At 41.9% G+C, this 26,002-nt stretch carries 24 protein-coding genes, 1 tRNA gene and 2 pseudogenes; 17 read left to right on the forward strand and 10 right to left on the reverse strand.

Annotated features, from left to right (window positions below):
• Positions 1-124 precede the first annotated feature (124 nt).
• From C7B70_RS11980 to C7B70_RS11990, 3 genes are all read left to right on the forward strand, one after another.
• Positions 125-2,248 (forward strand): cation:proton antiporter, encoded by a 2,124-nt coding sequence (locus C7B70_RS11980; protein WP_106369280.1) that lies wholly within the window; start codon positions 125-127, stop codon positions 2,246-2,248.
• A 241-nt stretch (positions 2,249-2,489) separates the two neighbouring features.
• On the forward strand, positions 2,490-3,443 hold the full coding sequence (locus C7B70_RS11985) for a UDP-glucuronic acid decarboxylase family protein (protein ID WP_106369281.1): 954 nt from the start codon (positions 2,490-2,492) through the stop codon (positions 3,441-3,443).
• Positions 3,444-3,542: 99 nt separating this feature from the next.
• Complete coding sequence (locus tag C7B70_RS11990; RefSeq protein ID WP_106369282.1) at positions 3,543-4,934, forward strand: UDP-glucose/GDP-mannose dehydrogenase family protein; 1,392 nt, start codon at positions 3,543-3,545, stop codon at positions 4,932-4,934.
• A 37-nt stretch (positions 4,935-4,971) separates the two neighbouring features.
• Here C7B70_RS11990 and C7B70_RS11995 read toward each other — a convergent pair whose 3' ends face one another.
• From C7B70_RS11995 to C7B70_RS12015, 4 genes are all read right to left on the reverse strand, one after another.
• On the reverse strand, positions 4,972-6,249 hold the full coding sequence (locus tag C7B70_RS11995; RefSeq protein WP_106369283.1) for an APC family permease: 1,278 nt from the start codon (positions 6,247-6,249) through the stop codon (positions 4,972-4,974).
• 54 nt (positions 6,250-6,303) lie between these two features.
• A complete protein-coding gene (locus C7B70_RS12000; protein WP_106369284.1) occupies positions 6,304-7,101 on the reverse strand; it encodes a DUF2993 domain-containing protein in 798 nt (265 codons plus the stop codon).
• A gap of 600 nt (positions 7,102-7,701) precedes the next feature.
• Entirely contained in the window at positions 7,702-8,103 is a 402-nt protein-coding gene (locus C7B70_RS27705; RefSeq protein ID WP_255409331.1) for an MBL fold metallo-hydrolase, read from the reverse strand.
• A 138-nt stretch (positions 8,104-8,241) separates the two neighbouring features.
• Positions 8,242-9,108, reverse strand: a complete 867-nt coding sequence (locus C7B70_RS12015; RefSeq protein WP_106369285.1) for a DMT family transporter — start codon at positions 9,106-9,108, stop codon at positions 8,242-8,244.
• A gap of 268 nt (positions 9,109-9,376) precedes the next feature.
• On the opposite strand from C7B70_RS12015, the gene C7B70_RS12020 reads away from it, so the two are divergent.
• On the forward strand, positions 9,377-10,663 hold the full coding sequence (locus C7B70_RS12020; protein ID WP_106369286.1) for a Glu/Leu/Phe/Val dehydrogenase: 1,287 nt from the start codon (positions 9,377-9,379) through the stop codon (positions 10,661-10,663).
• On the opposite strand, the gene C7B70_RS12025 is transcribed toward C7B70_RS12020, so the two are convergent.
• Together C7B70_RS12025 and C7B70_RS12030 are read right to left on the reverse strand one after the other, a co-directional pair.
• The gene (locus C7B70_RS12025) at positions 10,660-11,523 is read right to left on the reverse strand and encodes an alpha/beta fold hydrolase (RefSeq protein WP_199192221.1); all 864 of its coding nucleotides are present in this window, start codon (positions 11,521-11,523) and stop codon (positions 10,660-10,662) included. The genes C7B70_RS12020 and C7B70_RS12025 overlap by 4 nt on opposite strands.
• 109 nt (positions 11,524-11,632) lie before the next feature.
• The gene (locus C7B70_RS12030; protein ID WP_106369287.1) at positions 11,633-12,382 is read right to left on the reverse strand and encodes a 1-acyl-sn-glycerol-3-phosphate acyltransferase; all 750 of its coding nucleotides are present in this window, start codon (positions 12,380-12,382) and stop codon (positions 11,633-11,635) included.
• Between the two features lie 322 nt (positions 12,383-12,704).
• Here C7B70_RS12030 and metG point away from each other — a divergent pair, with 322 nt between their 5' ends.
• The 3 genes from metG (at position 12,705) to lptC (ending at position 16,231) form a co-directional block, all read left to right on the forward strand.
• The gene (gene metG / locus C7B70_RS12035) at positions 12,705-14,297 is read left to right on the forward strand and encodes a methionine--tRNA ligase (protein WP_106369288.1); all 1,593 of its coding nucleotides are present in this window, start codon (positions 12,705-12,707) and stop codon (positions 14,295-14,297) included.
• Between the two features lie 132 nt (positions 14,298-14,429).
• Entirely contained in the window at positions 14,430-15,065 is a 636-nt protein-coding gene (locus tag C7B70_RS12040; protein WP_106369289.1) for an NYN domain-containing protein, read from the forward strand.
• Positions 15,066-15,100: 35 nt separating this feature from the next.
• Positions 15,101-16,231, forward strand: coding sequence for an LPS export ABC transporter periplasmic protein LptC (lptC, locus tag C7B70_RS12045; RefSeq protein WP_199192222.1), 1,131 nt, complete (start codon positions 15,101-15,103; stop codon positions 16,229-16,231).
• A gap of 13 nt (positions 16,232-16,244) precedes the next feature.
• On the opposite strand, the gene C7B70_RS12050 is transcribed toward lptC, so the two are convergent.
• The gene (locus tag C7B70_RS12050; RefSeq protein WP_106369290.1) at positions 16,245-17,537 is read right to left on the reverse strand and encodes a D-alanyl-D-alanine carboxypeptidase; all 1,293 of its coding nucleotides are present in this window, start codon (positions 17,535-17,537) and stop codon (positions 16,245-16,247) included.
• A 159-nt stretch (positions 17,538-17,696) separates the two neighbouring features.
• Here C7B70_RS12050 and plsX point away from each other — a divergent pair, with 159 nt between their 5' ends.
• The 6 genes from plsX (at position 17,697) to C7B70_RS12080 (ending at position 22,865) form a co-directional block, all read left to right on the forward strand.
• A complete protein-coding gene (gene plsX / locus C7B70_RS12055) occupies positions 17,697-18,746 on the forward strand; it encodes a phosphate acyltransferase PlsX (RefSeq protein ID WP_106369291.1) in 1,050 nt (349 codons plus the stop codon).
• Between the two features lie 56 nt (positions 18,747-18,802).
• Positions 18,803-19,792 carry a beta-ketoacyl-ACP synthase III gene (locus C7B70_RS12060; RefSeq protein ID WP_106369292.1) on the forward strand — a complete coding sequence of 330 codons (990 nt, stop codon included), beginning with the start codon at positions 18,803-18,805 and terminating at the stop codon, positions 19,790-19,792.
• Positions 19,793-19,824: 32 nt separating this feature from the next.
• Positions 19,825-20,715: an ACP S-malonyltransferase gene (fabD, locus tag C7B70_RS12065; RefSeq protein WP_106369293.1), complete on the forward strand. Its 891-nt coding sequence runs from the start codon at positions 19,825-19,827 to the stop codon at positions 20,713-20,715.
• Positions 20,716-20,727: 12 nt separating this feature from the next.
• Positions 20,728-21,366, forward strand: a complete 639-nt coding sequence (locus tag C7B70_RS12070) for a 1-acyl-sn-glycerol-3-phosphate acyltransferase (protein ID WP_106369294.1) — start codon at positions 20,728-20,730, stop codon at positions 21,364-21,366.
• A 132-nt stretch (positions 21,367-21,498) separates the two neighbouring features.
• Positions 21,499-22,527 (forward strand): AI-2E family transporter, encoded by a 1,029-nt coding sequence (locus C7B70_RS12075; protein ID WP_233220911.1) that lies wholly within the window; start codon positions 21,499-21,501, stop codon positions 22,525-22,527.
• A gap of 50 nt (positions 22,528-22,577) precedes the next feature.
• Positions 22,578-22,865 carry a DUF2288 domain-containing protein gene (locus C7B70_RS12080; RefSeq protein WP_106369296.1) on the forward strand — a complete coding sequence of 96 codons (288 nt, stop codon included), beginning with the start codon at positions 22,578-22,580 and terminating at the stop codon, positions 22,863-22,865.
• A 6-nt stretch (positions 22,866-22,871) separates the two neighbouring features.
• On the opposite strand, the gene C7B70_RS12085 is transcribed toward C7B70_RS12080, so the two are convergent.
• The 3 genes from C7B70_RS12085 to C7B70_RS12095 all read right to left on the reverse strand — a co-directional run bounded on the left by C7B70_RS12085 (position 22,872) and on the right by C7B70_RS12095 (position 24,735).
• Complete coding sequence (locus C7B70_RS12085) at positions 22,872-23,474, reverse strand: YdcF family protein (RefSeq protein ID WP_106369297.1); 603 nt, start codon at positions 23,472-23,474, stop codon at positions 22,872-22,874.
• 45 nt (positions 23,475-23,519) lie between these two features.
• Positions 23,520-23,593 (reverse strand) — tRNA-Arg (locus C7B70_RS12090).
• A 50-nt stretch (positions 23,594-23,643) separates the two neighbouring features.
• Positions 23,644-24,735 carry a tocopherol cyclase family protein gene (locus C7B70_RS12095; RefSeq protein WP_106369298.1) on the reverse strand — a complete coding sequence of 364 codons (1,092 nt, stop codon included), beginning with the start codon at positions 24,733-24,735 and terminating at the stop codon, positions 23,644-23,646.
• 95 nt (positions 24,736-24,830) lie between these two features.
• Between C7B70_RS12095 and C7B70_RS28740 the strand changes: the two are divergent.
• The 4 genes and pseudogenes from C7B70_RS28740 to C7B70_RS27710 form a co-directional block, all read left to right on the forward strand.
• Positions 24,831-24,968, forward strand: a pseudogene (locus C7B70_RS28740) (WD40 repeat domain-containing protein); the annotation flags it as partial.
• Positions 24,969-25,032: 64 nt separating this feature from the next.
• Positions 25,033-25,125 (forward strand): annotated as a pseudogene (locus C7B70_RS28745) (hypothetical protein); the annotation flags it as partial.
• Between the two features lie 15 nt (positions 25,126-25,140).
• The gene (locus C7B70_RS12100; RefSeq protein ID WP_199192225.1) at positions 25,141-25,791 is read left to right on the forward strand and encodes a WD40 repeat domain-containing protein; all 651 of its coding nucleotides are present in this window, start codon (positions 25,141-25,143) and stop codon (positions 25,789-25,791) included.
• Entirely contained in the window at positions 25,782-25,928 is a 147-nt protein-coding gene (locus C7B70_RS27710) for a hypothetical protein (protein ID WP_233220912.1), read from the forward strand. Before C7B70_RS12100 ends, C7B70_RS27710 begins: the two co-directional genes overlap by 10 nt.
• Positions 25,929-26,002 lie beyond the last annotated feature (74 nt).

The following is a 26,002-nucleotide window of genomic DNA, read 5'->3' on the forward strand; positions in this document are numbered from 1 at the left end:
AGGGGTAGTTTTTATCGCTTGACTATAGTATTTTTATGGCTTTAGTTGCTGACAACAAAATCGTGCCGGGATAAAAATTATTGGCTTGATCTAACTATTAACGAGGCGATCGCACGAGCTATTTATGCAGTCTTTACAATTTATAGCCCAAGAATCAGCAAGGCAGGTTCTCAGTAACGAGCCGATTGTGCCTTTTGCAATTTTGCTAGTCGTTATTTTAGTTGTGCCAATTGCCAGCGAAAAGCTGCGACTACCCGGATTGGTGGGATTATTAGCGGCGGGTGTAGCTCTTGGTAGTAATGGCTTAAATGTACTGCAAAATGACGCGCCAACTATGGAACTGCTTTCAGACATTGGGCTTGTGTACCTAATGTTTGTGGCAGGTTTAGAAGTTGATATGGAGCAGTTTCGGCGGACTAAAAATCGTTCGTTAGTATTTGGGACATTTACTTTTTTAGTTCCTTTAATTATGGGAACAATTGTTGGGCGCAGTTTTGATTTTGGCTGGAATTCCTCAATTTTGATTGGCTCTTTATTTGCTTCCCATACATTACTTGCTTACCCGATGATTAGCCGTTTGGGTGCGATCGCTAATGAGTCGGTAATTGTGACCATTGGCGCAACTATTTTTACAGACATTGGAGCGCTTTTAGTCCTGGCGATCTGTGTAGCTATTAATGCTGGAGATTTCACTATTTGGCGCTTGATAACTTTGGTGGGTTCGCTAATTGTTTACTCGGCGGTAGTTTTGTTTGGCTTTGACAAAGCCGGGAAAGAATTTTTCCGGCGATCGGGAGACGAAGAAGGCAATCAATTTTTATTTGTATTACTTGCCGTATTCCTCTCGGCTGTAGGCGCTCAACTGATTGGAATTGAAAAAATTGTCGGCGCTTTCTTGGCAGGATTAGCAGTAAATGATGTCGTAGGTGGAGGGCCAGTTAAAGAAAAAGTTGTATTTGTAGGCAATGTATTATTTATTCCCATTTTCTTTGTCGATTTGGGTTTACTAATCGATATTCCTGCCTTTATCAAAAGTATTAGTACAATTTGGCTAACTTTGGCGATCGTCAGTGGTTTAATTGCTAGTAAATTTATCGCCGCATTGCTAGCAAAACTCGTTTACCGTTACAAATGGAATGAAATGCTAACAATGTGGTCGTTATCTCTGCCCCAAGTAGGAGCAACCTTAGCTGCTACTTTGGTGGGATACAAAGCCGGATTGTTAACGGAAGGGGTATTGAATAGCGTCATTGTTTTAATGCTCGTAACTGCAACCTTGGGTCCAATAATTACTAGCCGGGTAGCGGTGGGTTTAGTACCAGTCACCACACCTTTAGAGCCAACGCCCGATTACACAGGTAATATCGCCGAACAGGGAAAGTTTACCGTAGTAGTACCTGTATACAACCCCAAAACCGAGCAGTATTTAATAGAACTGGCGGCAATACTAGCACGGCAAACTTCTGGGCGCATCATCCCCTTAGCGATCGCCAAGTCTTCCGTACATATGAACGCGCCGCAAGTAGAAGTCGCACTCCAAAGAAGCTTGCAGCTTATCAATGATGCTGCTCAATTGAGTCAACAATTGGGAGTAGAAGCAGAGCCTTTATTACGCATTGACGATGCGGTAGCTTCAGGAATTACTCGCGCCAGTCGCGAACAAAACGCCAGTTTAATTGTCATGGGTTGGGGAAAAAGTACCGGAATTCGCTCCCGGTTGCTGGGTAACTTAATAGATAGTGTTTTATGGGCTTCTCACTGTCCTGTTGCCGTTACGCGCTTGCTAAAATCCCCGACAGATATTAAACAAATTTTAGTACCGATAGAAAATTTGACAACTCAAGCATTGCAGCCTGTTAAATTTGCGCGGCTGCTGGCATCAGGAAACGACGCTCAGGTAACACTACTGCATATCTGCGATCGCCGCAGCAGTGCTAATAACATAGCTTGGACTCGCTCGCAACTGTCGCTAATGGTTTCTAAATTGGGTTTAGAGGGGCAAGTAGAAATAAACATTACACCTCACGACAATATTGCAAGTGCGATCTCAACGGCGGCAAAAGAATACGATTTAGTGGTATTGCATTTTTTACAAAGGCGCACAAACACAGGAGTTTTAGCAATTAGCGATGTGAATACGCAGTTAGTTACAGCTATTACAGGTTCCATTGTCATGATTGGAGAACCTCAAAAAGTAGCTAAAGCCTTTATTTCTGGTCAAAATCCGCTTCGTAAAGCAATCGAGTAAAGCTTTTTTTACGAAACATTTTTTAAAATCTGTGCGTTTGTACAGAATGTCTGATAGTTTGCTAATTAACTCAAGCTAAATAACCTTGTTATTAACTTTGCGAAAAGAAATTGCATTCATGCTATACAAGAGTTGCTTTGTAGCCATTAAAAAGTCATAGTTTGAGTAACAAAAGTGCGAAGTGCGAGCTTGTGGCTCTATCGCGCTCTATCCCATCAACAATATATTGAAAGAGTAAGTTATGAGAATTTTGGTTACGGGCGGTGCAGGGTTTATCGGTTCCCATCTGATCGATCGATTAATGAACCAAGGACACGAAGTTTTATGCTTAGATAACTTCTACACAGGTCACAAGCGGAATATTTTGCATTGGCTAGACCATCCTTACTTTGAACTAATCCGTCATGACATTACAGAGCCAATCCGTCTTGAAGCCGACCAAGTTTATCATTTAGCCTGTCCTGCTTCCCCAGTACATTATCAATTTAACCCTGTAAAGACAGTAAAAACAAATGTCGTGGGAACCTTAAATATGTTGGGGCTTGCCAAAAGGGTAAAAGCTAGATTTCTTTTAGCATCAACTTCTGAAGTCTACGGCGATCCCGAAGTTCATCCCCAAACCGAGGACTATCATGGCAATGTCAACCCGATTGGCATTCGGAGTTGTTATGACGAAGGTAAGCGAGTGGCGGAAACTCTAGCTTTTGACTATCACCGTCAAAATGATGTAGACATTAGAGTAGCTCGGATTTTTAACACCTATGGGCCGAGAATGCTGGAAAACGACGGGCGAGTAGTGAGCAACTTAGTAGCCCAAGCTTTAAAGGGTATTCCCTTAACAGTGTATGGAGAAGGCTTACAAACTCGGAGCTTCTGCTACGTCAGCGATTTAGTTGAAGGGTTAATACGGCTAATGAATGGCGATTATATTGGGCCAGTTAATTTAGGAAATCAGGATGAATACACAATTTTAGAACTAGCAACCAAAGTTCAAAACCTAATAGATCCTAGCGCCAAGCTGAAGTTTGAGCCATTGCCTCAAGACGACCCCCGCCGCCGTCGTCCAGATATCACACGGGCAAAAACCTTACTTAATTGGGAGCCAACCATTCCTTTAGATGAAGGGTTAAAGCTCACCATTGCAGATTTTCAAAGTCGCATCAGCGCCAGCACTCCCCATTCATCAGTGTCTTAGCGGCAGATACTTAGTTTTTTGACGATCGAAGCGCAAGGAGTGCAAAACTGGACGTATTTATAAATAGCGTCCCAATATTTATTAAAGGATTGACAATTTATGCGTGTTTGTGTGATTGGTACAGGATACGTCGGCTTAGTTACTGGTGTTTGTTTAGCTCATATCGGTCATCATGTAATTTGCGTTGACAACAACGAAGAAAAAGTAAAGTTAATGAAGGCTGGACACTCGCCAATTTTTGAGCCGGGATTGTCAGAGATTATGCAATCGTCTAGCCAATCGGGAAAGTTGGAATTTACAACAGACTTAGGTTCAGGGGTTACTCACGGAGAGATTTTATTTATTGCCGTAGGTACGCCCCCCTTACCTACTGGGGAAAGCGACACCCGCTATGTAGAGGCTGTAGCTCGTGGCATTGGCGAACATTTAAACGGCGGCTACAAAGTTATTGTCAATAAATCTACCGTGCCAATTGGTTCGGGTGATTGGGTAAAAATGATTGTGCAAAGCGGGGTGCTAAATCGCCAGCAAGCTTTAGTAGGTGCAGGGAGTATTACCAGCGAACAGGCAACAGGTGATCGCCAAGCTCTGTTTGATGTAGTTAGCAATCCCGAATTTTTGCGCGAGGGTTCCGCAGTATACGATACTTTCAACCCCGATCGCATTGTTTTAGGTGGCAATAACCCTAAAGCGATCGCCATGATGCAAGAACTGTACGCCCCAATTATTGATCGCTCTTTTGCCACCGCTCCGAATCTCCCACAAGTCCCGGTACTGATTACAGATTTAAGCTCCGCAGAAATGATTAAGTATGCTGCTAATGCTTTTTTAGCTACTAAAATCAGCTTTATTAATGAAGTTGCCAATATTTGCGATCGTGTGGGTGCAGATGTAACCGAAGTTGCTAAAGGAATTGGGTTAGATTCCCGAATTGGCAACAAGTTTTTGCAAGCAGGTATCGGTTGGGGTGGTTCTTGTTTCCCTAAAGATGTATCAGCCTTAGTTCACACGGCCGACGATTACGGCTACGAAGCCCAGTTACTCAAAGCTGCGGTTAGTGTCAATCAACGGCAACGTCTGATTTTAGTTGAAAAACTGCAACAAGTCCTCAAGATACTAAAGGGCAAAACTGTAGGCTTACTAGGGCTTACTTTTAAGCCAGATACCGACGATATGCGCGACGCGCCAGCACTAAACTTAATCGAGCATCTCAACCGCCTCGGAACTACTGTTAAAGCCTACGATCCGATTGTTTCTCAAAGTGGCTTGCGCGATGGCATTGCCGGGGTGCTAGTAGAGACGGATGCCGAGCGTTTAGCCGATGGTTGCGATGCTTTGGTACTGGTAACTGATTGGTCGCAGTTCCGCACCTTAGACTACGCTAAAATGGCTAGTCTGATGAATAATCCGGTATTGATTGATGGGCGTAATTTTCTTGACAGGGAAGCATTAATCAAGGCTGGATTTAGGTACGTAGGAGTAGGGCGCTAATAAAAGACGGGGAGATTTATTTCTCCCCTAGTTTTTATCAAGTTGCAACTCGCCGGATAAGCTGCTGCCATGCTAATCCCGCTAATATTAAAACCATTCCCAGCAGCCAGATTTGCCACTCTACCCAAAAAGCTAAAAACCCACAAGCAAGTAACCCTATCCAAGCCAACCACTGGGGATAAAGGCGCTCTTGGGGGGGAATTTGTAAAGCGGCAAGATTAGTAATTGCGTAGTAAATCAAAACATTAAAGGCACTAAAAGACCAAGTAGTTTTGACATTATTGCCTAATACAACTATTAGCGCGATCGCACAACCGACAGCTATTACTGCTGCGTCAGGTGTTGCTTGCTTATTCAACCGCGCTAAAATCCCTGGCATATCGTGGCGACGTGCCATTGCTAGAAGGACACGAGATAAACCCAAAATTAAGTTAAGCAGCACTCCCAACATGGCAAACAGCGCTCCAATGGTGAGGATTTGACTACCACCCCAAACTCCTAGTTTACTAACTACTACTTGCAAGGGAGCCGATTGTCCATTAGTTGCCGCACTCAGTACCTCCGCGCCTACGGAACCTACAGAGGCGATCGCCACCAGCATATAAAGCAGCATAGTAATGGCGATTGTTACTATCATTGCTTTGGGAATAGTCGTTCTAGGACTTCGTGCTTCTTCCCCCATTGTTGCAATCCGTCCATATCCTGTATAAGCCACAAACATTAAGGCGCTACCGTGCAGCACCCCGGCTATGGATTTTGGGAAAAAAGGCGTTAGGTTTTCGGTTGTAACTTTAGGTAAACCTACAGCGATAAAAAAGCTTAAGGATAATAAGGAGATAGAGACAATAACAATATTTGCCAAATTAGAGCGCTGAAGCCCGCTTAAAACTACCGAAGTCAAGATTGCAACTAAAACTACAGCGATAGGAATTAGTAAAGCGCGATCGCCTAAATTATTAGCATTGAGCAAGTAACCAGCAAAACCCAAAGCCGCCGTTGCTGCCGAAGCAGTTTTTGCTAGTAAAAACATCCAACCCGCCGTAAAACCCAAAGCAGGGTTGAGATACTTGTAACCATACTCGTAGGTTCCGCCACTTACGGCATGATTTGCAGCTAGTTGAGCGCTGTTTAGACCATTGCAGGCGGCGATGATAGCGGCAATGGCTACCGATAAAATTACTGCCGATCCTGCTACCCCCGCAGCAATGCCAATACTGACAAAAACCCCCGTACCAATAATTGAACCCAAACCCATCAAAGTAGCGCCAAAAACCCCCAATTCTCTCTTTAGTGAGGGCGCTTTTCGTGAATTCATAATTACTTATACTTTTGACCCTCGTAGCATACCGCAACTAAGCCGATGATTGGCTCAAGGAGTATTGGGTATGCGTTCGATTTGGGCATAACCGCTAAAAATTAGCTGTTTTCCGCTTGTTTCTAATCGATTAATCCGCATCGTTACCCCATCAAGATCGAAGCGGTCAAGATCAACCATATTATCTAAAATTTCCGCAAAAGCGATCGCCAAAGCCTGAGATATCTCTTTCTGGGCTTCGGAAGCAAGCTCGGTAGTAAATTGCGGATTGTTAAATGCTACTCGCCGCCGCCGCTCTACAGCTAGAGTTGCTGTCATGCTAATTGGTACTAATTCCTCGTTGTTTAAATCTGCTTTTGCCAATATCTTGACTTGGTTATTAGGTAAGAGTTCAACTTGTACCTCGCTAAAAGAAACAGGTTCGCCCCCTGATAATTCGGTCAAACTGGGTAAATCTAAGTTAAGTAGGCGTTTTTTTACCAATTCTGCATTAAAAGCATGGTTGATACCTGCTTCAGATAATTTTACTTCCGCTACCGCTTGAGTGGGCTGCTTTAATTTCAGCTTTCCCCCTAGTACCGAGCCAAAATCTAAAGCTACAGCATCGGTTTCAAAAGACATTTCTTCCACCAAAAAGTCTTTGCGGATTGCCAAGCCCCGACCGCTCATTTTGAAGTTGTCTATGCTGCCTTGTAACAGCTTGCTGGAGGGGTAGCAACGTACAGAAACTTCTATTGACTCACTTTGAGTCAACAAATGACGAATGGTTTTGCTGGCGACGCTGTTGAGCATTCGCTCTCCCCAATCAGTGCCAGTATTAGGAGTAGTTGAGCCAGTAAGTCCAGCGAACATCTTTTCTTCACTTTATAGAAGTTCTCTATACTTTTGTAACAAAGCGTGAACAATTCGGCAACTAATCGTCCATAAGTGGTGCTGACAAGAGCTATAAGAGTAGCTTGTTTAAGGATACGAGGGTAGCACAAATAATGGGTTACGGGAAGTGTTGATACTTTAGCAGCTAGGTATTGCAAAGTCTTTCGGTGGGAATCTACAGTTTTTCTCTATTGCCGACGCTGACGAAAAATCAACAATGTATCGATACTAACAACGTATCACTTAATAATTAGGTTAATTAAATTAATATCTTTTATTAAAACATTCCTCTTTGTCGTGAAATTAACAGTTTGTGTATTCATTATTCGCTTAACTAAGTATGCACAAGTTAGCTATTAATAAATAAACTTGCGGATACAAAATTCAAGATTATCGGCGCGAGATAGAAATATTTTTAATTGCTGTTAATGCGAAATATAGAAGAACATTCTAGTGAATCAAGTTGAATTGTCAGGAGCAGCTAATACTCAGGTTTCCGATGAATACAATCAGTATTTAGACCAACCAAAACTAGAAGTTCATAACTTATGTAAAAGTTATGGGACAAAAAATAAACAATTAACCATTTTGCAAAATATTAATTTGCAAATACACAAAGGAAAGATGAATAAGTTGATAATGAGGTCGTATTAGACCCAGGTTCTGATCGCGGGATGGTATTTCAAAGCTACACGCTTTATCCTTGGCTACAGGATAAGGTAATTCGGCAAAATGTTCGTCTAATACCCCGCCGCCTTCTGGCGTACATAAAGCAGCATCAGCATCTCCTTGTCTTAAAGCTTCAGCTTCGGCGGGATGAATAGCAATGCGATCAAATTCGTGTATTCCTCCCGCATGATCGTAATGAATGTGAGAAGCGATCGCAAGTAATGGTTTATCAATTAAAGTTGCTATATGTTGGCGCAAACTAGCAACACCCAAACCTGTATCGATTAATAAATTTTGGGTTTTACCTTTAATTAGCTAGAGGTTAGCGCGATTCCATTCCCAGTAATAATGTTTGTTGATCCGATACAAAGAGTCGCTAATTTTTTCTGTTACAAACCAGGAATCGCAAACAGGTTTAGGATTTTGCATAAAGGTTTTGAGTAAAGTAGATTATTTTTCTTGTAAACATAGTCCTACACCTATAGCCATTAAAACTGCCGAAATTACTAATACTTGGGTGATTTGTTCTCCTAGAAAAAATACAGAAATTGTTGCGCCAACAAAGGGCGAAAGGGCGAAATATGCTCCCGTTTGGGCTGCGCCTAGTTGGCGTAAGGCTTGAACAAAGCAGACATAGGTTAACCCAGAAGAAATAAAACCAACTGCTAAGGCGGCGAGTAGAGTGGGTAGAGGTGGTAGAGTTTGCCCGATAAAAAATGCGATCGCAACATTAATTAAGCCAGCTATACCGCTTTTAAGTAGAGCAATTTGAAATGGATCGCGCGTGGCTATCTTATTAGTTAAATTACTATCCATTGCCCAAGCCCCACAAGTTCCCAAAATTGCCAACGCTCCCCAAGATAGCCCTACATTAGTATGTTCTGTATAAGAAAGAATAATTCCCCCACTGGTAATTGCTACTATTCCTAAAAAAACCTGCGATCGCCAGGGTTCTTTAAAAACAGTCCATGCTAACAGCGCTGTAAAAACTCCTTCAAAATTGAGCAGTAGCGATCCTACCGTTGCAGAAGTAGTACTAAGTCCAATTGTAAGTAACACCGGGGCAGTTACTCCGCCTGCTAAGATTGAAGCACCCAACCACCCCCAGTCTTTTTGACGCAAACTATTTTTAGGGAGCGATCGCAAATTGCGGAGATAGTAGATTGGTAATAAACCCAATCCTCCACCCAAGTACAGAATCCCCGCTAACATCCAAGGCTCTATCTCATCCAACAACAACTTTGAAAGCGGAACACTAAGACCAAAGCAGAAGGCGGTTATTAGGGCAAATATCGAGCCAGAGCGAGATTTTGTCACTTTTACGGCAATACCAAAATTGAGGAGGAAATAGCGCTAGTCAAAACTTGTGCCATTATTGACTATATGCGATCGCACCAAGGAGTTTGGCTGACTACTTGCGCAGAAATTGCTAACTGCTGCGTAACTAACAAAGCTATTTTAGCGAAAACTTAAAAAATTCTTAAGTATAAAATCACCTCTAATTATTAATTCAGCATAAAAATTTATATACTAATTGTTTGATTAGATTCTGCTAAGTTTGAATGGTTATTTAACTACTAAAACCATGTCAGAATCATTATTTTCTGATGCCAAACAACGTCTAGAAACAGCACTAAAATATATTTCAATTTCTGAAGATGCCATTGAACACTTAAAGTTTCCCAAAGCCAGCTTAACAGTGTCAATTCCTGTGCGGATGGATAACGGATCGTTACGCATTTTTCAAGGCTATCGGGTGCGCTACGACGACACGCGCGGGCCAACAAAAGGCGGTATTCGGTTTCATCCCAACGTCACCTTAGAAGAAGTGCAATCATTGGCATTTTGGATGACTTTTAAGTGCGCCGTACTTAACTTACCTTTTGGCGGTGCAAAAGGCGGGATCGCTCTTAATCCCAAAGAATTATCAAAAATGGAATTAGAGCGTTTGAGTCGAGGGTATATAGATGCGATCGCCGATTTTATTGGGCCAGACATCGACATTCCCGCACCAGATGTTTATACTACCCCGATGATTATGGGCTGGATGATGGATCAATACAGCATTATTCGGCGACAAATTACCCCGGCGGTTATTACCGGAAAACCCGTCACAATGGGCGGCAGTTTGGGTAGAGACACCGCTACTGCAACTGGGGCATATTATGTTATTGAAACCATCAATCAACGGTTTCCATCGTCCTCGCGGGATACTACCGTTGCCGTACAAGGCTTTGGCAATGCTGGGGCGCACATCGCCGAACTATTGTTCAAAGCTGGTTATAAAGTAGTTGCTGTAAGTGATTCTCAAGGCGGTATTTATACCAAAAATGGTTTAGATATTCCCAGTATTCGCCAATACAAAGAAGCTCATCGAGGTATGAAAGCAATTTATTGTCGAGGCACAGTTTGCAACATAGTTGACCATGAAATTTTGAGCAATCAAGAGCTTTTGACCTTAAATGTAGATATATTGATCCCCGCCGCTTTAGAAAATCAAATTACCGCAGCAAATGCTGATGATATAAAAGCAAAGTTTATTTTTGAAGTTGCCAACGGGCCGATTAATTCGGCAGCAGATAAAATCTTAGATGCTAAGGGAATTTATGTAGTTCCTGATATTTTGGTCAATGCTGGGGGAGTAACCGTAAGCTATTTTGAATGGGTGCAAAATCGGAGTGGGCTTTATTGGACGCTAGAGGAAGTAAACCAACGCCTTAAGCAAAAAATGGTAGAGGAAACAAAGCAAATTTGGCAAATTGCCCAGCAGCAAGCTATCTCTTTGCGTACCGCCGCCTACGTTCATGGTTTGCATCGCTTAGGAGAAGCTATAGACAGCAAAGGGACGCGGGATTATTATGTTAATGGTTAATCACCGTTAGGATTGGGACTTAGTTCGCGTTTAGATAGTGCGATCGCTTTCTTTGGCTCATGGAGTGTCTTGGTACTAAAATCTAAAAAGTCTTCCTCTTGCATAATTTGATAGAGATTAATCTTGGCTTCTACTAAGCAAGCATGACCGCTATCAGGCAAAACTACCATTTTGGCATCAGGCAAACTTTTAACCAAGTACCTAGCTTCTGTTACCGATGGTAAAAGACGATCCAAAGCACTAGCCATGAGCAATACTGGTTGAGTAATCTGCCGTAACTGCAAAGCATCAACATCAAACTCTTTAATCAGCGACAACCGCCAAAGAACAGTTTGAGGCGGAACTAAGCGCATAGTTTTGAGCAAATCGTGGCGAATATCACGATCTACTAACCCCAAAGAAGCTAGAAACGGTAATAATCCTATAGCACTAAATTCAAAAAAACAGGGTGGGACTAAATAAACTAGCTGCGATGCCCAATTTAGCCAAGGGCGACGATGAAAAGCCGAAGCTGGGTTAACTAAAATAATTCTGTTAAATAACTGAGGTACTTTCAGCGCGACTTTTATTGCCAACGCTCCCCCAAAAGACTCGCCGCACAAATAAACTAATCGGTGCGGATTGATTTTTAGTTCCCCTTGAATTAAATCTATAACCTGCTCGCTCAAAACATCCCAATTACTTAAGTCATTGGGTGGAATCATCAAACAACGCACGTCAAAAGCTACCTCCAAACCAGCCGTTTGCGTCCTTAGTAGTTGCCCTGTACCATCCATACCCGGCAAAAATACAAATAGCGGGTATTCTGGCTGTAACCGATTGGGAGTTAAAAAACAAGGATGGCTCGTAAGTTCTGGCATTGTTGTAACTTAAGTTATTAAAATTTAAACGGATTTAATCTTTCTAAGTTATCAGGCTTTGATCGCAGGCATAAAACAATAATTTTAATCCTGCTAAAATGCTAACTATTCAATTACAACCTTGGCGCAATAGTTCAACAATTTCTGCTTGACAGCTATTAGTGATATCTGCCACTACAGTTTTTGCTTGTTTGCCTTGGTATTGTTGCTTCATAGATTCTGTGATCCGATAAGGACGACCAATTAAAACCGCCACCCGACGATATATAACCAATGGATGCCAACCATCTTGATCGAATAAAGGCTCCGAAGGGTCAAATAAGCTAAGTAGGCGTAAGGGAACGGCAGAACTACTCTTTTCTTCAATAGAGGCGATCGCTACAGGTAAAATAACTAAATCTTTGACTGGTCTCACTGTATCGCTTCCCCCCTCCGCACGTAATGCCAAGTGAGCAAATCCGCGTTGAAAGTCACCAATCCCATTTGGTTTAGTGTAGTTTACCATCGGGTTTGTCCCTTCAGGAAATACCCCCACAGCTTGATTTGCTTGCAATAAATGCAAAGCTTGTTGAAAAAATCCTTGCTGGCGCGAGGGAGCAGCCTCTAAAGGAAAACACCCCAGTCCTGTAACAATTTCTCGCATTACTGGCACTTGTCCCATGTAATGATGACAAGCAAAACGAATTGGTCTTTCGACTGCGGCAATCAAAATCGGCGCATCCATAAAGCTACGATGATTGCTAACTATCAGCACCGGGCTACTTTGGGGTATACGATCTTCGTAGTAGCGAAATATTTTCGTGCCTGTAGCTGTTAAGAAGCCGTGAGAAATTTGTTGAGGGCTATTTGCCTTGGTCATGCGTTGCAGATGTTAATTCTTTACTTTGACACTATGTATATAGACAATTACCTAACTAGAACATTTAATTAATTGCAGCTCTAGATTTAAAAATTGCCTTGTCACACAGTTTTTGCTCATTATGCAATAACTTAACATTTTTTAATAAGATTGAAAAAAATCTTTTAATGCACATAATGGCTCAATTGCTTATCTTGTAAAAGTTATTGATTAATAAACTCGCCCTATATCATTGATTACCCTTGCAAAAGGTAATAAAAATACATACATATCTATTCTGATATATGATGTGTAAAAGATTTTATAATAAATTTAAGATTTCATGGATTCTTCTGGTCAAAGGCAAGAAACCTTTGCTGTAACAACACCACTTTACTATGTAAATGACTTGCCTCATGTAGGTAGCGCTTACCCAACGATCGCTGCCGATATATTGGCACGATTTGAGAGAATGCGCGGAAAGTCGGTATTATTTATAACTGGTACAGACGAACATGGGCAAAAAATTCAACGCGCCGCCGAGAGCAAACACAAGTCGCCGCAAGTTTACTCTGATGAAATTTCTAGCAGTTTTGTCTCTTTGTGGCAGCAGCTAAATATACAATACGACAGGTTTAGTCGGACTACAGCAAGCAATCACGAAAAAATCGTTAAAGAGTTTTTTGAACGGGTGTGGCAAAAAGGCGATATTTATAAAAGTCAACAAAAAGGTTGGTATTGCGTTGCTTGCGAAGAATTTAAAGAAGAAAGAGAACTTTTAAGCGACTTCTTTTGTAGTATTCACACCAATAAACAAGCTGAGTGGCGAGACGAAGAAAATTACTTTTTTCGGTTGTCAAACTATCAAAATAGACTAGAAGAATTTTATCAACAACACCCCCACTTTATCGCTCCTCAAAGCCGCCGCAATGAAGTTTTAAGCTTTGTCGCCCAAGGATTGCAAGACTTTTCAATTTCGCGGGTAAATTTAGATTGGGGTTTTCCTGTACCTATCGATTCTAGTCATACTCTTTATGTTTGGTTTGATGCGTTGCTCGGATATATTACAGCTTTACTCGAACCTGACGATGCGCCCACTTTAGAGAATGCTTTGGCTAAATGGTGGCCTGTAAACTTACATTTAATTGGTAAGGATATATTGCGCTTTCATGCCATTTATTGGCCAGCAATGCTGATGTCCGCAGAATTAGAGCTACCTAAATTAGTCTTTGGGCATGGATTTTTGACCAAAGATAACCAAAAAATGGGTAAAAGTCTGGGAAATACGCTAGATCCCGTTGCTTTAGTAGCAGAGTATGGCGCGGATGCTGTTCGATACTATTTTATTAAAGCAATTGACTTTGGTAAAGATGGAGACTTTAGTAAAACTCGGTTTATAGAAACGTTAAATGCTGACTTAGCTGGTAACTTAGGAAATTTACTAAATCGAACTTCAAAAATGGCGCTAAAGTATAGCTATACTAATGTACCAAATCTTACGATTGACACCATAGCTGACGATAATCCTTTGAAAATTGCTGGTATGACTTTGGGCGAAGAAGTCGCCGCAGCTTACGAAAATCTAGCTTTTAGCCAAGCTTGTGAACTAATATTAAACTTAGCTCGAACTGGCAATAAATATATAGATGATCAAAAACCTTGGACTTTGTATAAAGAAGGCAAAATTCAGGAATTAGAACAGGTGTTATACGCAGTTTTAGAATCAGTCAGATTAGCTGCCTATCTGCTATCACCAATTATTCCTAACATTGCTAATGATATTTATCAGCAATTAGGTTTTGTCACAAATTTTAACGATAAAAATGACATTTTTGCTACTGTACCATTCGCTATTCATGCTAGATGGGGACTAATAAGTTGCCAGCAGCAATTGGGCGCTCCTCATCCGGTATTTCAAAGCTTAGAACTACATTAAGCAACTTAGTATCTAGCGTACTTTTAGATTTAAGGTCTAGGATGGTACTTTATAAGTATTTAAAATGCTTAATATAGAGTAACAATCTAATAGAAATATCAAACTTTTTTTCATAAAAACTAAGGCATAAAAATGTTAAATAATTTTGATAAAAGTCCAATTTTTACACCAGAACAAGTTTTAGAAAACCGAGGACGGGTAGCCATTTTTATTGATGGCTCAAATTTGTTTTATGCCGCCTTGCAACTAGGGATAGAAATTGACTATACAAAACTATTGTGTAGGCTAACGGGTGGTTCGAGACTACTGCGAGCGTTTTTTTATACTGGTGTAGATAGAACTAACGAAAAACAACAAGGATTTTTGTTGTGGATGCGTCGCAATGGTTACAGGGTAATTGCTAAAGATTTGGTACAGCTACCAGATGGTTCAAAAAAAGCCAATTTAGATGTCGAAATTGCGGTTGATATGATGGCGCTGGTAGATTCCTACGATACAGCAATATTGGTGAGCGGTGATGGAGACTTGGCTTATGCAGTCAACGCGGTAAGTTATCATGGCGTAAGGGTAGAAGTAGTTAGTTTAAGAGCCATGACGAGCGATAGTTTAATTAATGTGAGCGATCGCTACATTGACTTAGAACAAATCAGAGAAGACATCCAAAAGACATCGCGCTCTACTTACACTTATCGCCCTTTGACTAGCGTGGGATTGATGGAACAGCCCGAAGATGGCACTTTAGACATTATCAAATCATCAGACGACTAAAGGCAAATAGCCTAAAAAAAAGCCAAGATGGAAATATGAATTTTAATTATTATCCATCTTTTAAATGGCTTCTAGCTGCGCCCTTAATTAGCGTAGGTTTGCTCTTTGGCTGCAATGGGCAATCGACAAAAGAAGTATCAATAAATACATCTCCAACTCCCGCAACGCAAAACGAACTGACGTTTAACGATGTCACCTTAGAACAAGCAGACGAAAAAGGACAGCCAGTTTGGAAAGTTCAAGGAAAACAAGCAAGTTATAGTCGAGAAAAAAAACTTGCTCAAGTCCAGAAACCATCGGGGGAACTATTTGTTGATGGCAAAGTAGTATACAAAATTAGCGCCCAACTTGCCCAAATAGAGCAAAACGGCAAACAGTTGTTTTTGACTGGTCAAATTGTAGCTACAGATACAGTCAATGGCGTAGTATTGCACGGTAACGAATTAGAATGGCGACCAAAAGAAGATTTGCTTATTGTCCGCAAGCAAGTTAGGGGAAATTATCAGCAAATTCAAGCGGTAGCACAAGAAGCAAGAGTAAATAGCCGTTCGGCGCGAGTAGATTTGCAAGGTAAGGTAGTCGCTATTGCTACCGATCCCGCCTTGCAAATGCGGACTACGCATTTAATTTGGGAAGTGAAGAAAAAAACCTTAATAGGCGATCGCCCGATTGAAATTGACCGCTATAAAGGTAAAGTAAAGCGTGATCGCGCCACCGCAAATGGCGCAAATGTCAACTTACAAACTAAAGTTATTACCCTCCAGCCCAAAGCGCAAATAGTAGCGACAGAACCACCTGTACAAATAAACGGCAATTCTTTAACTTGGGATTTAAACGCCGAAGTTGTCACCGCCAATCAACCGATAAAAATAGTTCATCGCCAGCAGCAAGTAACGACAACGGCGGATCGAGGCAGAATGAATTTAGGCAATAAAATTGCCCATTTAACATGTAATGTATCGGCGATAGGACAGCGCCAACAATCGCTCAATGCTCAAAAATTGACTTGGTATTTGCCCACGCAGTTAGTAGAAGCCGAGGGAAGCGTTGTTTATCGTCAAGTAGAACCTCCGGTTAGTTTTACTGGGCAAAAAGCTGTAGGCAAATTGCAAGAGCAAAATATTACGGTTAGTGGCGGTAGAGTAGTGACTAAATTTATTCCTTAACGGTTAGATTCCCTTAACCTTTGTACATAATTTCATTGCGCCTAGTTGCACCCAAGGGTTGAAGGCGAGGAGTAAGCGCTGCTGGGAGCGTGTCTGGTATTTGCAACTGTTTTAAGAGATTTTGCAATAATCGATCTTGCTCGTTGCGGAAGCGTTCTATAGCCGAACCACGATTGATAATTGCAAACCAAACTAAGCCGCGATCGCGCGTTGGTATTACTCCCGCTAAAGCACTGACATCGTTTAAAGTTCCCGTTTTGATTACTGTACCTAGGGGAATTTGCCGAGATAATAACGTCCCTCGGCGATCGCGTCCTGACACTGGAAATAAGTCTGCTACCGTAAGCTGGTAGGGTGACAACCGCTTTTGAATCGACATCAACATCGCACACGCCGCCCTAGGGGAGATGCGATTTTGTACCCCCAATCCCGAACCATTGACTAGCTGAATTTCTGTTAAAGGGACGTTAGCGGCGGTTGCTGCTTTTTGTTGAACTGTGGGCGCTCCACCTAGCAAATAAGCCAACATTTCCGCCATTTCGTTATTGCTGTAGACATTCATTTCTTTAATAATTTGCGACAGTGGCAAAGAATGATGGCGTACTAGCAATATTTGCTTAGGGTTAATTAGTTTTTCAAATTTTACTGACCCAAAAATTGTAATTTGAGGGCGAGGTGTTCCGGGAGGTAAAGTTAAATACTGATTTTCAACAGTATTTGACCAAGTATCAGCATTAAAGGCTTGTTTTAATAGTTCACCCGACTCTACAGGATTGAAATTGTAATTCATGGCAAAAGTGCCTGTAATTATCAAGTTTCCCTGTACCCGATTAATGCCCATAGATTGCAGGGTATTACCAAGTGCGATCGCTTCTTCCCACACAAACAAAGGATCGCCATTACCTTGAACGATTAAATCTCCTTGTAATACCCCATTAACGATCGTCCCTGTGGTGCTAATAGTCGTATCGAATTGATAATTTGCGCCCCAGGTGCTTAAAGCAGCTAAAGAAGTAGCAATTTTAGTTAAAGAAGCCGCAGGTAAAGGCACTGTACCTTGATGATTTGCCAACAAAAGGGGCCCAGATTGTAGCCATACACCCTGTTCTGACGCTGCTCCCAACGACTGAAGACTTTGTACGTACTGCTGTACGGCATTAGCGGCAACGGGAGAGCGATCGGGCGCTAACACCAAACTAGGACTACTTTGCAGAGCCAAAACTTCTAAGGGATCGACCTTAGCCACCTTTACCCCAGACCTGTCTAACCATAAAGAAACTAATCCCGATCCAAATAATTCCAGCATTAAAATATTTGCCTATTTATACGTTTTTAGTTATGAAGGATCGCTTTTAGCAAGTATATTTGCTAAATACTTTCTCACTGTCTCACCAAATCAGATTAAGATTGCTACTTAGGTGGAAAGCATCTGGTAAAATTTTGAAGGTTTCTAGAAATTTAATCAATGGGAGCTACTCGCGCACGGATCGCAATTGATGCCATGGGTGGGGATCATGCCCCCGCCGAAATTATTACAGGGGCGCTGCGAGCAAGAGAAGAATTAGACGTAGAAATTCTGTTGGTGGGCGACCCCCAGCAAATTAAGTCTCACTTGCCTCAGCAAACCAATTTTGGGCAGTTAGAAATTGTTCCTTCTGAAGGAACAATCGAGATGCATGAGGAGCCTTTAAGCGGAATCAAACGCAAACCTAAGGCTTCAATCAACGTAGCAATGGATTTAGTCAAGCAGCAACGAGCCGACGCGGTAGTTTCCGCCGGCCACTCTGGGGCAGCTATGGCAGCCGGATTGTTGCGCTTAGGACGATTGAAAGGTATTGACCGCCCAGCGATTGGCGCGGTACTGCCAACAATTGCCAGTAAGCCAGTAATAATTTTGGATGTCGGGGCAAATGTAGACTGTCGCCCGAAATTTTTAGAACAGTTTGCACTTATGGGTTCGATTTACAGTCAGTATGTACTGGGTGTTGACGAGCCTAAAGTTGGGCTGTTAAATATTGGGGAAGAATCTTGTAAGGGTAATGAATTGGCAATTCGTACTTACGAATTGCTAGAAAAAAATCCGCGAGTTTCTTTTATTGGCAATGCTGAAGGGCGCGACGTACTATCGGGACGTTTTGATGTCATTGTCTGCGACGGATTTACAGGTAACGTACTACTGAAATTTGCCGAGGCTGTAGGGGAAGTGATGCTGCAAATTTTGCGCGAAGAATTACCCCAAGGATTGCGCGGACAAATCGGAACAGCAGTTTTAAAACCCAATTTAAAACGGATCAAACAGCGCGTAGACCATGCCGAACATGGAGGCGGGTTATTGCTTGGCGTTGCAGGGGTTTGTATTATTAGTCACGGTAGTTCTCAAGCACCGTCGGTTTTTAATGCTATTCGACTAGCAAAAGAAGCGATCGATCATCAAGTTCTAGAGCATATTTCGTCCCAAAATGGTAGCAAAAAGCAAACGTCTGTTAGCAGTAGTGAAGCGAATAGTGATGAGTAAGGCGTAAAACGAATTTATCCTCTTGTATACAGTTCGCTCACCATTGGAGAATAATTTTGCAAAATTTAGGCGTAGCAATTACGGGGAGTGGCTCGGCGTTGCCAGCAAACTGCTTAGATAATGATACTTTAAGCAAGTTAGTTGATACCTCGGATGAGTGGATAGCCTCACGCACGGGAATTAGACAAAGGAGACTAGCTACTTCTGCCCAATCGGTTAGCGAAATTGCGGCTATGGCGGCAAAAGGCGCGATCGCTATGGCAAAAATTAATCCTCTAGACGTAGACTTAATTATTTTGGCAACTTCTACGGCAGACGATTTATTTGGCAGTGCGTGTCAAATTCAAACTCAAATTGGTGCAACCAATGCGGTAGCGTTTGACCTAACGGCGGCTTGTTCTGGCTTTGTATTTGGGCTAGTTACGGCGGCGCAGTTTATTAGGACAGGGGTTTATCAAAACGTCGTTTTAATTGGCGGCGATATTTTGTCGCGGTGGGTCGATTGGAGCGATCGCAGCACTTGCATTTTATTCGGTGATGGTGCGGGGGCGGTAGTCATGCAAGCAAGAGAAAGCGACTCTTTGCTAGGATTTGAAATCAAAAGCGACGGTACGCAAAATAACTGTTTGAATTTATCCTATAGCCCCGAATCTCAGTCTTTAACTCCTGATCTTGAGGTCGGCAAGGGCAACTTTAAGCCAATTACAATGAATGGTAAGGAAGTCTATCGCTTCGCCGTCCAGCGTGTTCCAGAAGTCATTGACAAGGCTTTATTTCAAGCTAACATTACTACAGAGCAAGTAGATTGGTTGATATTGCATCAAGCGAATCAACGCATTCTCGATGCTGTAGCTCAAAGGCTGAATATTCCTAGCCATAAAGTAATTAGCAATCTTGCCAACTATGGCAACACCTCCGCCGCTTCGATTCCCATTGCTTTAGATGAAGCGGTACGTAATGGGCAAATTAAAACTGGGGATACGGTGGTAGTCTCCGGTTTTGGCGCTGGTTTAACCTGGGGTGCAGCAATTTTTAAATGGGGTTGATTTAAGCATCTATTATAAAATTCACAATTCAAATGACTAAAACGGCGTGGGTATTTTCGGGGCAAGGTTCGCAAGCAGTTGGCATGGGGGAAGATTTATTAACGTCTTCTAGTGCTGCATCAGAAAAATTTGCCCAAGCAGAGGAGATTTTGGGGTGGTCTGTACCAGAAATTTGTCAGCACCCAGAAGACAAAGTATCGCGCACACTATATACCCAGCCAAGTTTGTATGTAATCGAAAGCATTTTGGCGGACGCTTTAAAATTGCGCGGCTTAACTCCGGCTTTAGTTGCAGGTCATAGTTTAGGGGAATATACCGCCCTTTACGTCGCGGGGGTTTTTGATTGGGCGACAGGCTTAGGTTTAGTAAAAGCTAGAGCCGAACTCATGGATAACGCGGCGGGAGGGAAAATGGTGGCATTAATTGGTTTTGACCGCCAACAGCTACACGAGAAAATCGCCCAAACTCCTAATGTAGTTTTAGCTAATGACAATAGTTCGGCTCAAGTTGTAATTTCTGGTACTCCTGAAGCCGTAGAAGCTTTATTACCTCAAATAAAAGTCAAACGCGCCATCCCCTTAAACGTATCAGGAGCATTTCACTCGCCATTAATGGCAGAAGCGGCTAGTCAATTTCGAGAGATTTTAGCACCCGTACAATTTAATACTGCTATGATCCCGGTAATGTCTAATGTAGACCCCATCCCCTCTACAGAAGCGGAGATTTTAAAAGCACGTTTAATTGAGCAAATGACGGGTTCTGTACGCTGGCGAGAAATTTCTGAGCAATTACTTACTGAAGGGATAGAAAAAGTGGTAGAAATTGGACACGGTAATGTTTTAACTGGTCTAATCAAACGTACCTGCCCCACTTTAAAATTAGAAAATATTAGTAGTGCCGAAATGGTACTCAACGCCCAGTAATAGTGTCTCCAAATGGGCAGAAGCCGCGAACCATCAATTAGTCTGTTACTTTACCATTTATTTAAGTGGTCAATTGTTAGCCCTACATTGCGCCTATATTTACGAGGGCGCGTCTATGGCTCAGAAAATGTACCTAAGCAAGGGTCTTTGGTAGTTGTCAGCAATCATGCCAGCTACTTTGACCCGCCGTTGCTTTCTTGCGCTGTCGGTCGCCCAGTGGCTTACATGGCGAAAGAAGAACTATTTGATATTCCCATTTTGGGCAAGGCTATAAAATTGTACGGTGCCTATCCTGTCAGTCGAGGCGCAAGTGATCGCAGTGCTATTCGTTCGGCGCTACAATCACTAGAAAATGGCTGGGCTACAGGGGTTTTTTTAGAAGGTACTCGTACCCCTGATGGCAAAATAAACGAGCCTAAACTTGGTGCGGCTTTAATTGCCGCTAAAGCTCAAGCGCCCATACTACCAGTTAGTTTGTGGGGAACTCAAGGAGTTTTAATTGAGGGTTCGGCAATTCCTCGCTCGGTTCCCATTACTGTCAGAATTGGTCAACTGATTGCTCCACCCACGTCTACAAATCGCCAACAATTGCAAGCTACTACCCTTGAATGCGCGATCGCAATTAAAGCCTTGCACGAAATGGGACGCTAATTATATCAGTTCAAAAGATATACCGAAGGAGAGTAGACTTTTCACTTCTTTATTTGTACCTTTGACTTTGGCTTAGATAGGCTACAAAGCTAGAGCGTAAAAGGTTTTAGATTAAGTGCAAACGTGAATAAAGTGTCTAATAAAGATTTTTGGGACAAATTAAATAATTTATTTTTAGTTCGTTTTTTATTATTATTCCTTTCGGGCTGGGCTTTAGTAACTCTTTTAGCTTACTTTGAAACGGTAATTGTTATTTTTACATCGGCGGCAATTTTAGCTTTTTTACTCAGCTATCCTGTGCGCTGGTTACGGCGTTTTCTACCCCACGGTTTAGCCGTTAGTGTAGTTTTTATATCTAGCCTTTTGTTGCTTGGTGGTCTTACTGTTACCGCAGGTTTAGCTATTTTATATCAAGGACAGCAATTAGTTGATAGTGTAACTGCCTTTTTAAATTCTTTAGCACCTTTAGCCGGACAAGTAGAAGATTTTTTGCGCGATCGCAATCTCCAAGTAAATTTAACTGGGATTGAAGAACAATTGCGTAATCAAGCTTTAGGATTAATTGGTTCTAGCTTGGCTACTTTACAAGTATTTTTTGCTAATTTAGTAACTTTACTTTTAGTTGCTGTTGTTGCTTTATTTATGTTATTAGATGGTGAAAGATTATGGACATTGGCTTTAAAAGCTATACCTATACAATTGCGTAATCGTTTTACAGGCGTTGTTAAACGCAAGTTTTTAGGCTTTTTTAAAGGACAACTGCTGTTAATGTTGTTTTTGTCTATTTCTAGTTTTTTAATATTCATAGTATTAGGGGTACCTTTTCCTTTAGTGTTGGCTTTAATCGTTGCTGTGTTTGATGCAATTCCCGGAATTGGGGCAACCTTGGGAGTTAGTATAATCACTTTAATTGTCTTATCTCAAAATGTATTTTTAGCTGCAAAGGTTTTGATTGCTTGCATCGTCTTGCAACAAATTCAAGATAATATAATTTCTCCTAGAATTATGCAGGGATCGCTAAACTTAAATCCAGTGGTTGTATTTTTTGCCTTGTTAGTAGGAGCAAAAATCGCCGGATTACTAGGAGTGTTTATTTCTATTCCGATTGCGGGAGTTTTGGTAACTTTGTTTGAAATCGATGAAATGAAAGCAGAAGCCTAGCTGGGTAAATAATTTAATATAAATACAAGTGGAGTAGAGTTATTAATACTATGGCAGAACTAAGAGCAGAATTAGCAAAAGACCTAGACCAAGCAGAGTGGGAGTGGCTAATTCCTCACGTCAAGCGAGACAGTGTACTGATAGTAGCAAAGGAATTAAATTTGGTGGATGTGGGAATTGCGATCGCCAGCGACAACTTAATATCTGTACAGCACTGGATTAGCGAACAACTGATTGAAAAACCCTCCGAAACCCAATTAAGTGATTGGAATAGCGATCCTCAAAAACGGTTTAATACTCTCATCGTTCAACCTTACGTGCTAATTCAAGAACTTTAAAAGCTGCTATTTTGAGCCTTTCGCTAAGGTCGATCCGGTGCGACCCGTAATCACCCATAGCACCGCCCTAACGCTGTCCCGCAGCGCTTTAGAGCGTGTCTCTGGGGCTTTTTTTGTGGGGACAATTACGGGTTGCAAATCGATACCCCGGCTACCTAAAACAATTTCACCTACAAGACGGGCGCGGCGCATATGATAGTCGGAAGTAACTAAATAAACTCTGTTAATCCCTAAAAATTGAAAATCATCTACTAATGTCGTGAAATTAGTTACCGTATCTTTAGCTTCATAATCTAAATGTAGGCGTTGGGGACTAATTCCAGCGTTAGCAAACACTCGCGTTACATAGTTTTTGTTAGTGCTACCAGACGACACCCAAATAGGCAAATCTGGATACTGAAGCGCTAGAGTCGCTGCAAGTCTTTCTCGCTCTAACTTAGAAGATGAACCCCCCAACACTAAAACAGCTTGAGGAGTTTCTAAGCTTCTAATTTGTTTGTAGCCCATCCATAGCAAAATTGGTAGAGCAAGCATGAATAAAAACTTTACAAACTTGCTCTTAAACCGTCTTTTTTTAACTGATTTGTGATTGTGCCTGCTTTTTAACATAACCTCGCGCTATAGCACGGCGATCGCGCATTAGCAGGCAATGGACGGGACTGGCGCGTCTCGAACGCGCGACCTAGCGCTTAGGAGGCGCTCGCTCTATCCAACTGAGCTACAGCCCCAATTGTCAAGCATTTATAATTTTAGCATTATAAAGCTGACAAGCTAAACTTTAGCCAGATAACCACGAGCCGTCCCAACCACCGCCACCCGTTTCTAATCCACATAGAGAACTTTGCGCTTCTACAATTAAGCTTGATTTTCCTCTATTTCGCGTTGTCAATTTTAGATTTAATTGTCCACGCATCGTGTCTTTACACACAAACATTAAGCCATTTTCTGTAGGCGCGCGTAAAGGAGTACCAGGCAAATCGGTTGTCCCAACTAAAGTAATTTCATAATCCGCATTAGTTGCTTGCATTTCCCACTTACCCCAAGGCTGAATATTCCAGGTAACTTTGGCATTCCAAGGGACAAACTCGTAAAACTTACCTTGATAATGCACCCCAATCATGGCTACTGATTCCATCCACCACAACACGCCGCGCCTACCGCCACCAGCCGTTAAAGCCAAGTCTGGTTCACCATCAAAACTATTGCAATTGAGCCAAAACCACTTTTGGGGAAAAGCACCGCCCCAGTTTTTTTCGCTATAAGCTGGCGCATTAGTAAATTCATAGCGTTTGCCATGCCATTCAATCCAACCTGTTGCCAAGCCGTGAGCCATCAAAATTTGCCATCCTGGCTCAAAAATTGGCAAAAATGAGACTAAACCCGCCGTTGATTGCTGCGGCGCGATCGCATCTCCCCAGCCATATATAGGCTCAATTTTATACTGCCAACGACAAGTATTATTACTGCCTGGATCTTTGATTGTGCCTTGATTCCAGGTAGCTGAAGCTTGATAGCCTTCTTGAATGTGATGGTCAAATTCTGCGCTTAACAACCATATTGGTTGAGTAGATAAATTAGTTTTGCCCCAGTGACCTAATTCTAGGCGATCACTCTGAGCAAAAAAACGCCCAACATCGGGAAAAGTTCGCCATATATACGCATCATCAATTCCTAAAACCTGCGCAGCGCCGCCACTGTGAGGTTTCCCACCTTTGGGGTCTTCTATAGAGTACATGAAAGCAAAAGTTTGATCGATTTCTGGCAAAGTAACGCGATAATACCAACCTTCAAAAAAGCGGCGAGGGCTTCCATCCCATTGATAACCACTATGAGGAGTTTGTTGAGGCGAGTTGTTGGGAATACTAAACATGAATACTTAATTAGCTGCTCTTTTTAGTATGAGCGATCACATTGCGTCTTATCTTGTGTTGAGTTAACAGCAATATTTATACAACTCTAATTGTTATGACACATTCATCAACGCCGAAAATACAAGACTTGGTATCTGTACACACGCTTAAAGGTCATTCCTCTGCAATAACATCCGTAGCTTTTAGTCCCAATGGACAGATTATAGCTAGTGGAAGTAAGGACAAAACTATTAAATTATGGAATTTAGCTAGGAAAGAACCTCATAGACTAAGCGGACACGGAGCATCGACTAAGCGGACACGGAGCATCAGATTGGTCTGGCGGCGTTACTTCCGTTGCTTTTCATCCTGATGGGCAAATTTTAGCTAGTGGAAGTAAAGACAAAACTATTAAATTATGGCATTTGTCCACAAGACAAGGATTTTGTACCTTAAAAGGACATGAAGACAAAGTTTTTCGTATTGCCTTTAGCCCTGATGGACAGATTTTAGCTAGTGGGAGCAAGGACAAAACTATTAAGCTTTGGTCTGTATATACGGGAAAAGAAATACATACACTGAAAGGACATTTAGACGATGTGTACTCTGTTGCTTTCAGCCCTGACGGACAGGTTCTAGCTAGTGGTGGCGGTGGTAATGATAAGACTATCAATCTGTGGCAATTAACCAATCAAAAACGCTTAACTCTCACAGGACATTCTGATTGGTTTGGAGCAATTAATTCTATTACTTTTAGTCCAGATGGAAAAACTTTCGCTAGTGGAAGTGCAGATAAAACAATTAAGCTTTGGCAAACGGAAGACGGTAAAGAAATTTTTACATTTACAGGGCATAGCGACGATGTTTGTTCTGTAGCGATTAGTCCTAATGGACAAACACTAGCTAGCGGCAGTAAAGACAAAACTGTTAAGATTTGGCAGCTAAACACTGGAAAAATTCTTCGTACCCTAACAGGATTTGAAGAAAAGATTTATTCTGTTGCCTTTAGCCCAGACGGTAAGACTTTAGCTATTGGTAGTGGAGATAAAAATATTACGCTTTTACCATGCAATTAAAACCTGGTTGCACGCGCTTTACTTTGCAGAATTTAATCAATCTCACTTTTCTGGTAGTGCGATCGCTTGTTCTGATGTTAGCAACTATTTTATACTCCTCTAAAAGGCGATCGCGTAATCCAAACTTTTCTACCTAGGAGTGTTTGCTGGCAATTTCTATATCCTGCTGGCGATCGCAAGTTTTTTGTACAATACGTTATGTTTTACTGGT

The organism is Chlorogloea sp. CCALA 695 (assembly GCF_003003885.1).
Classification (GTDB): domain Bacteria; phylum Cyanobacteriota; class Cyanobacteriia; order Cyanobacteriales; family Chroococcidiopsidaceae; genus Aliterella.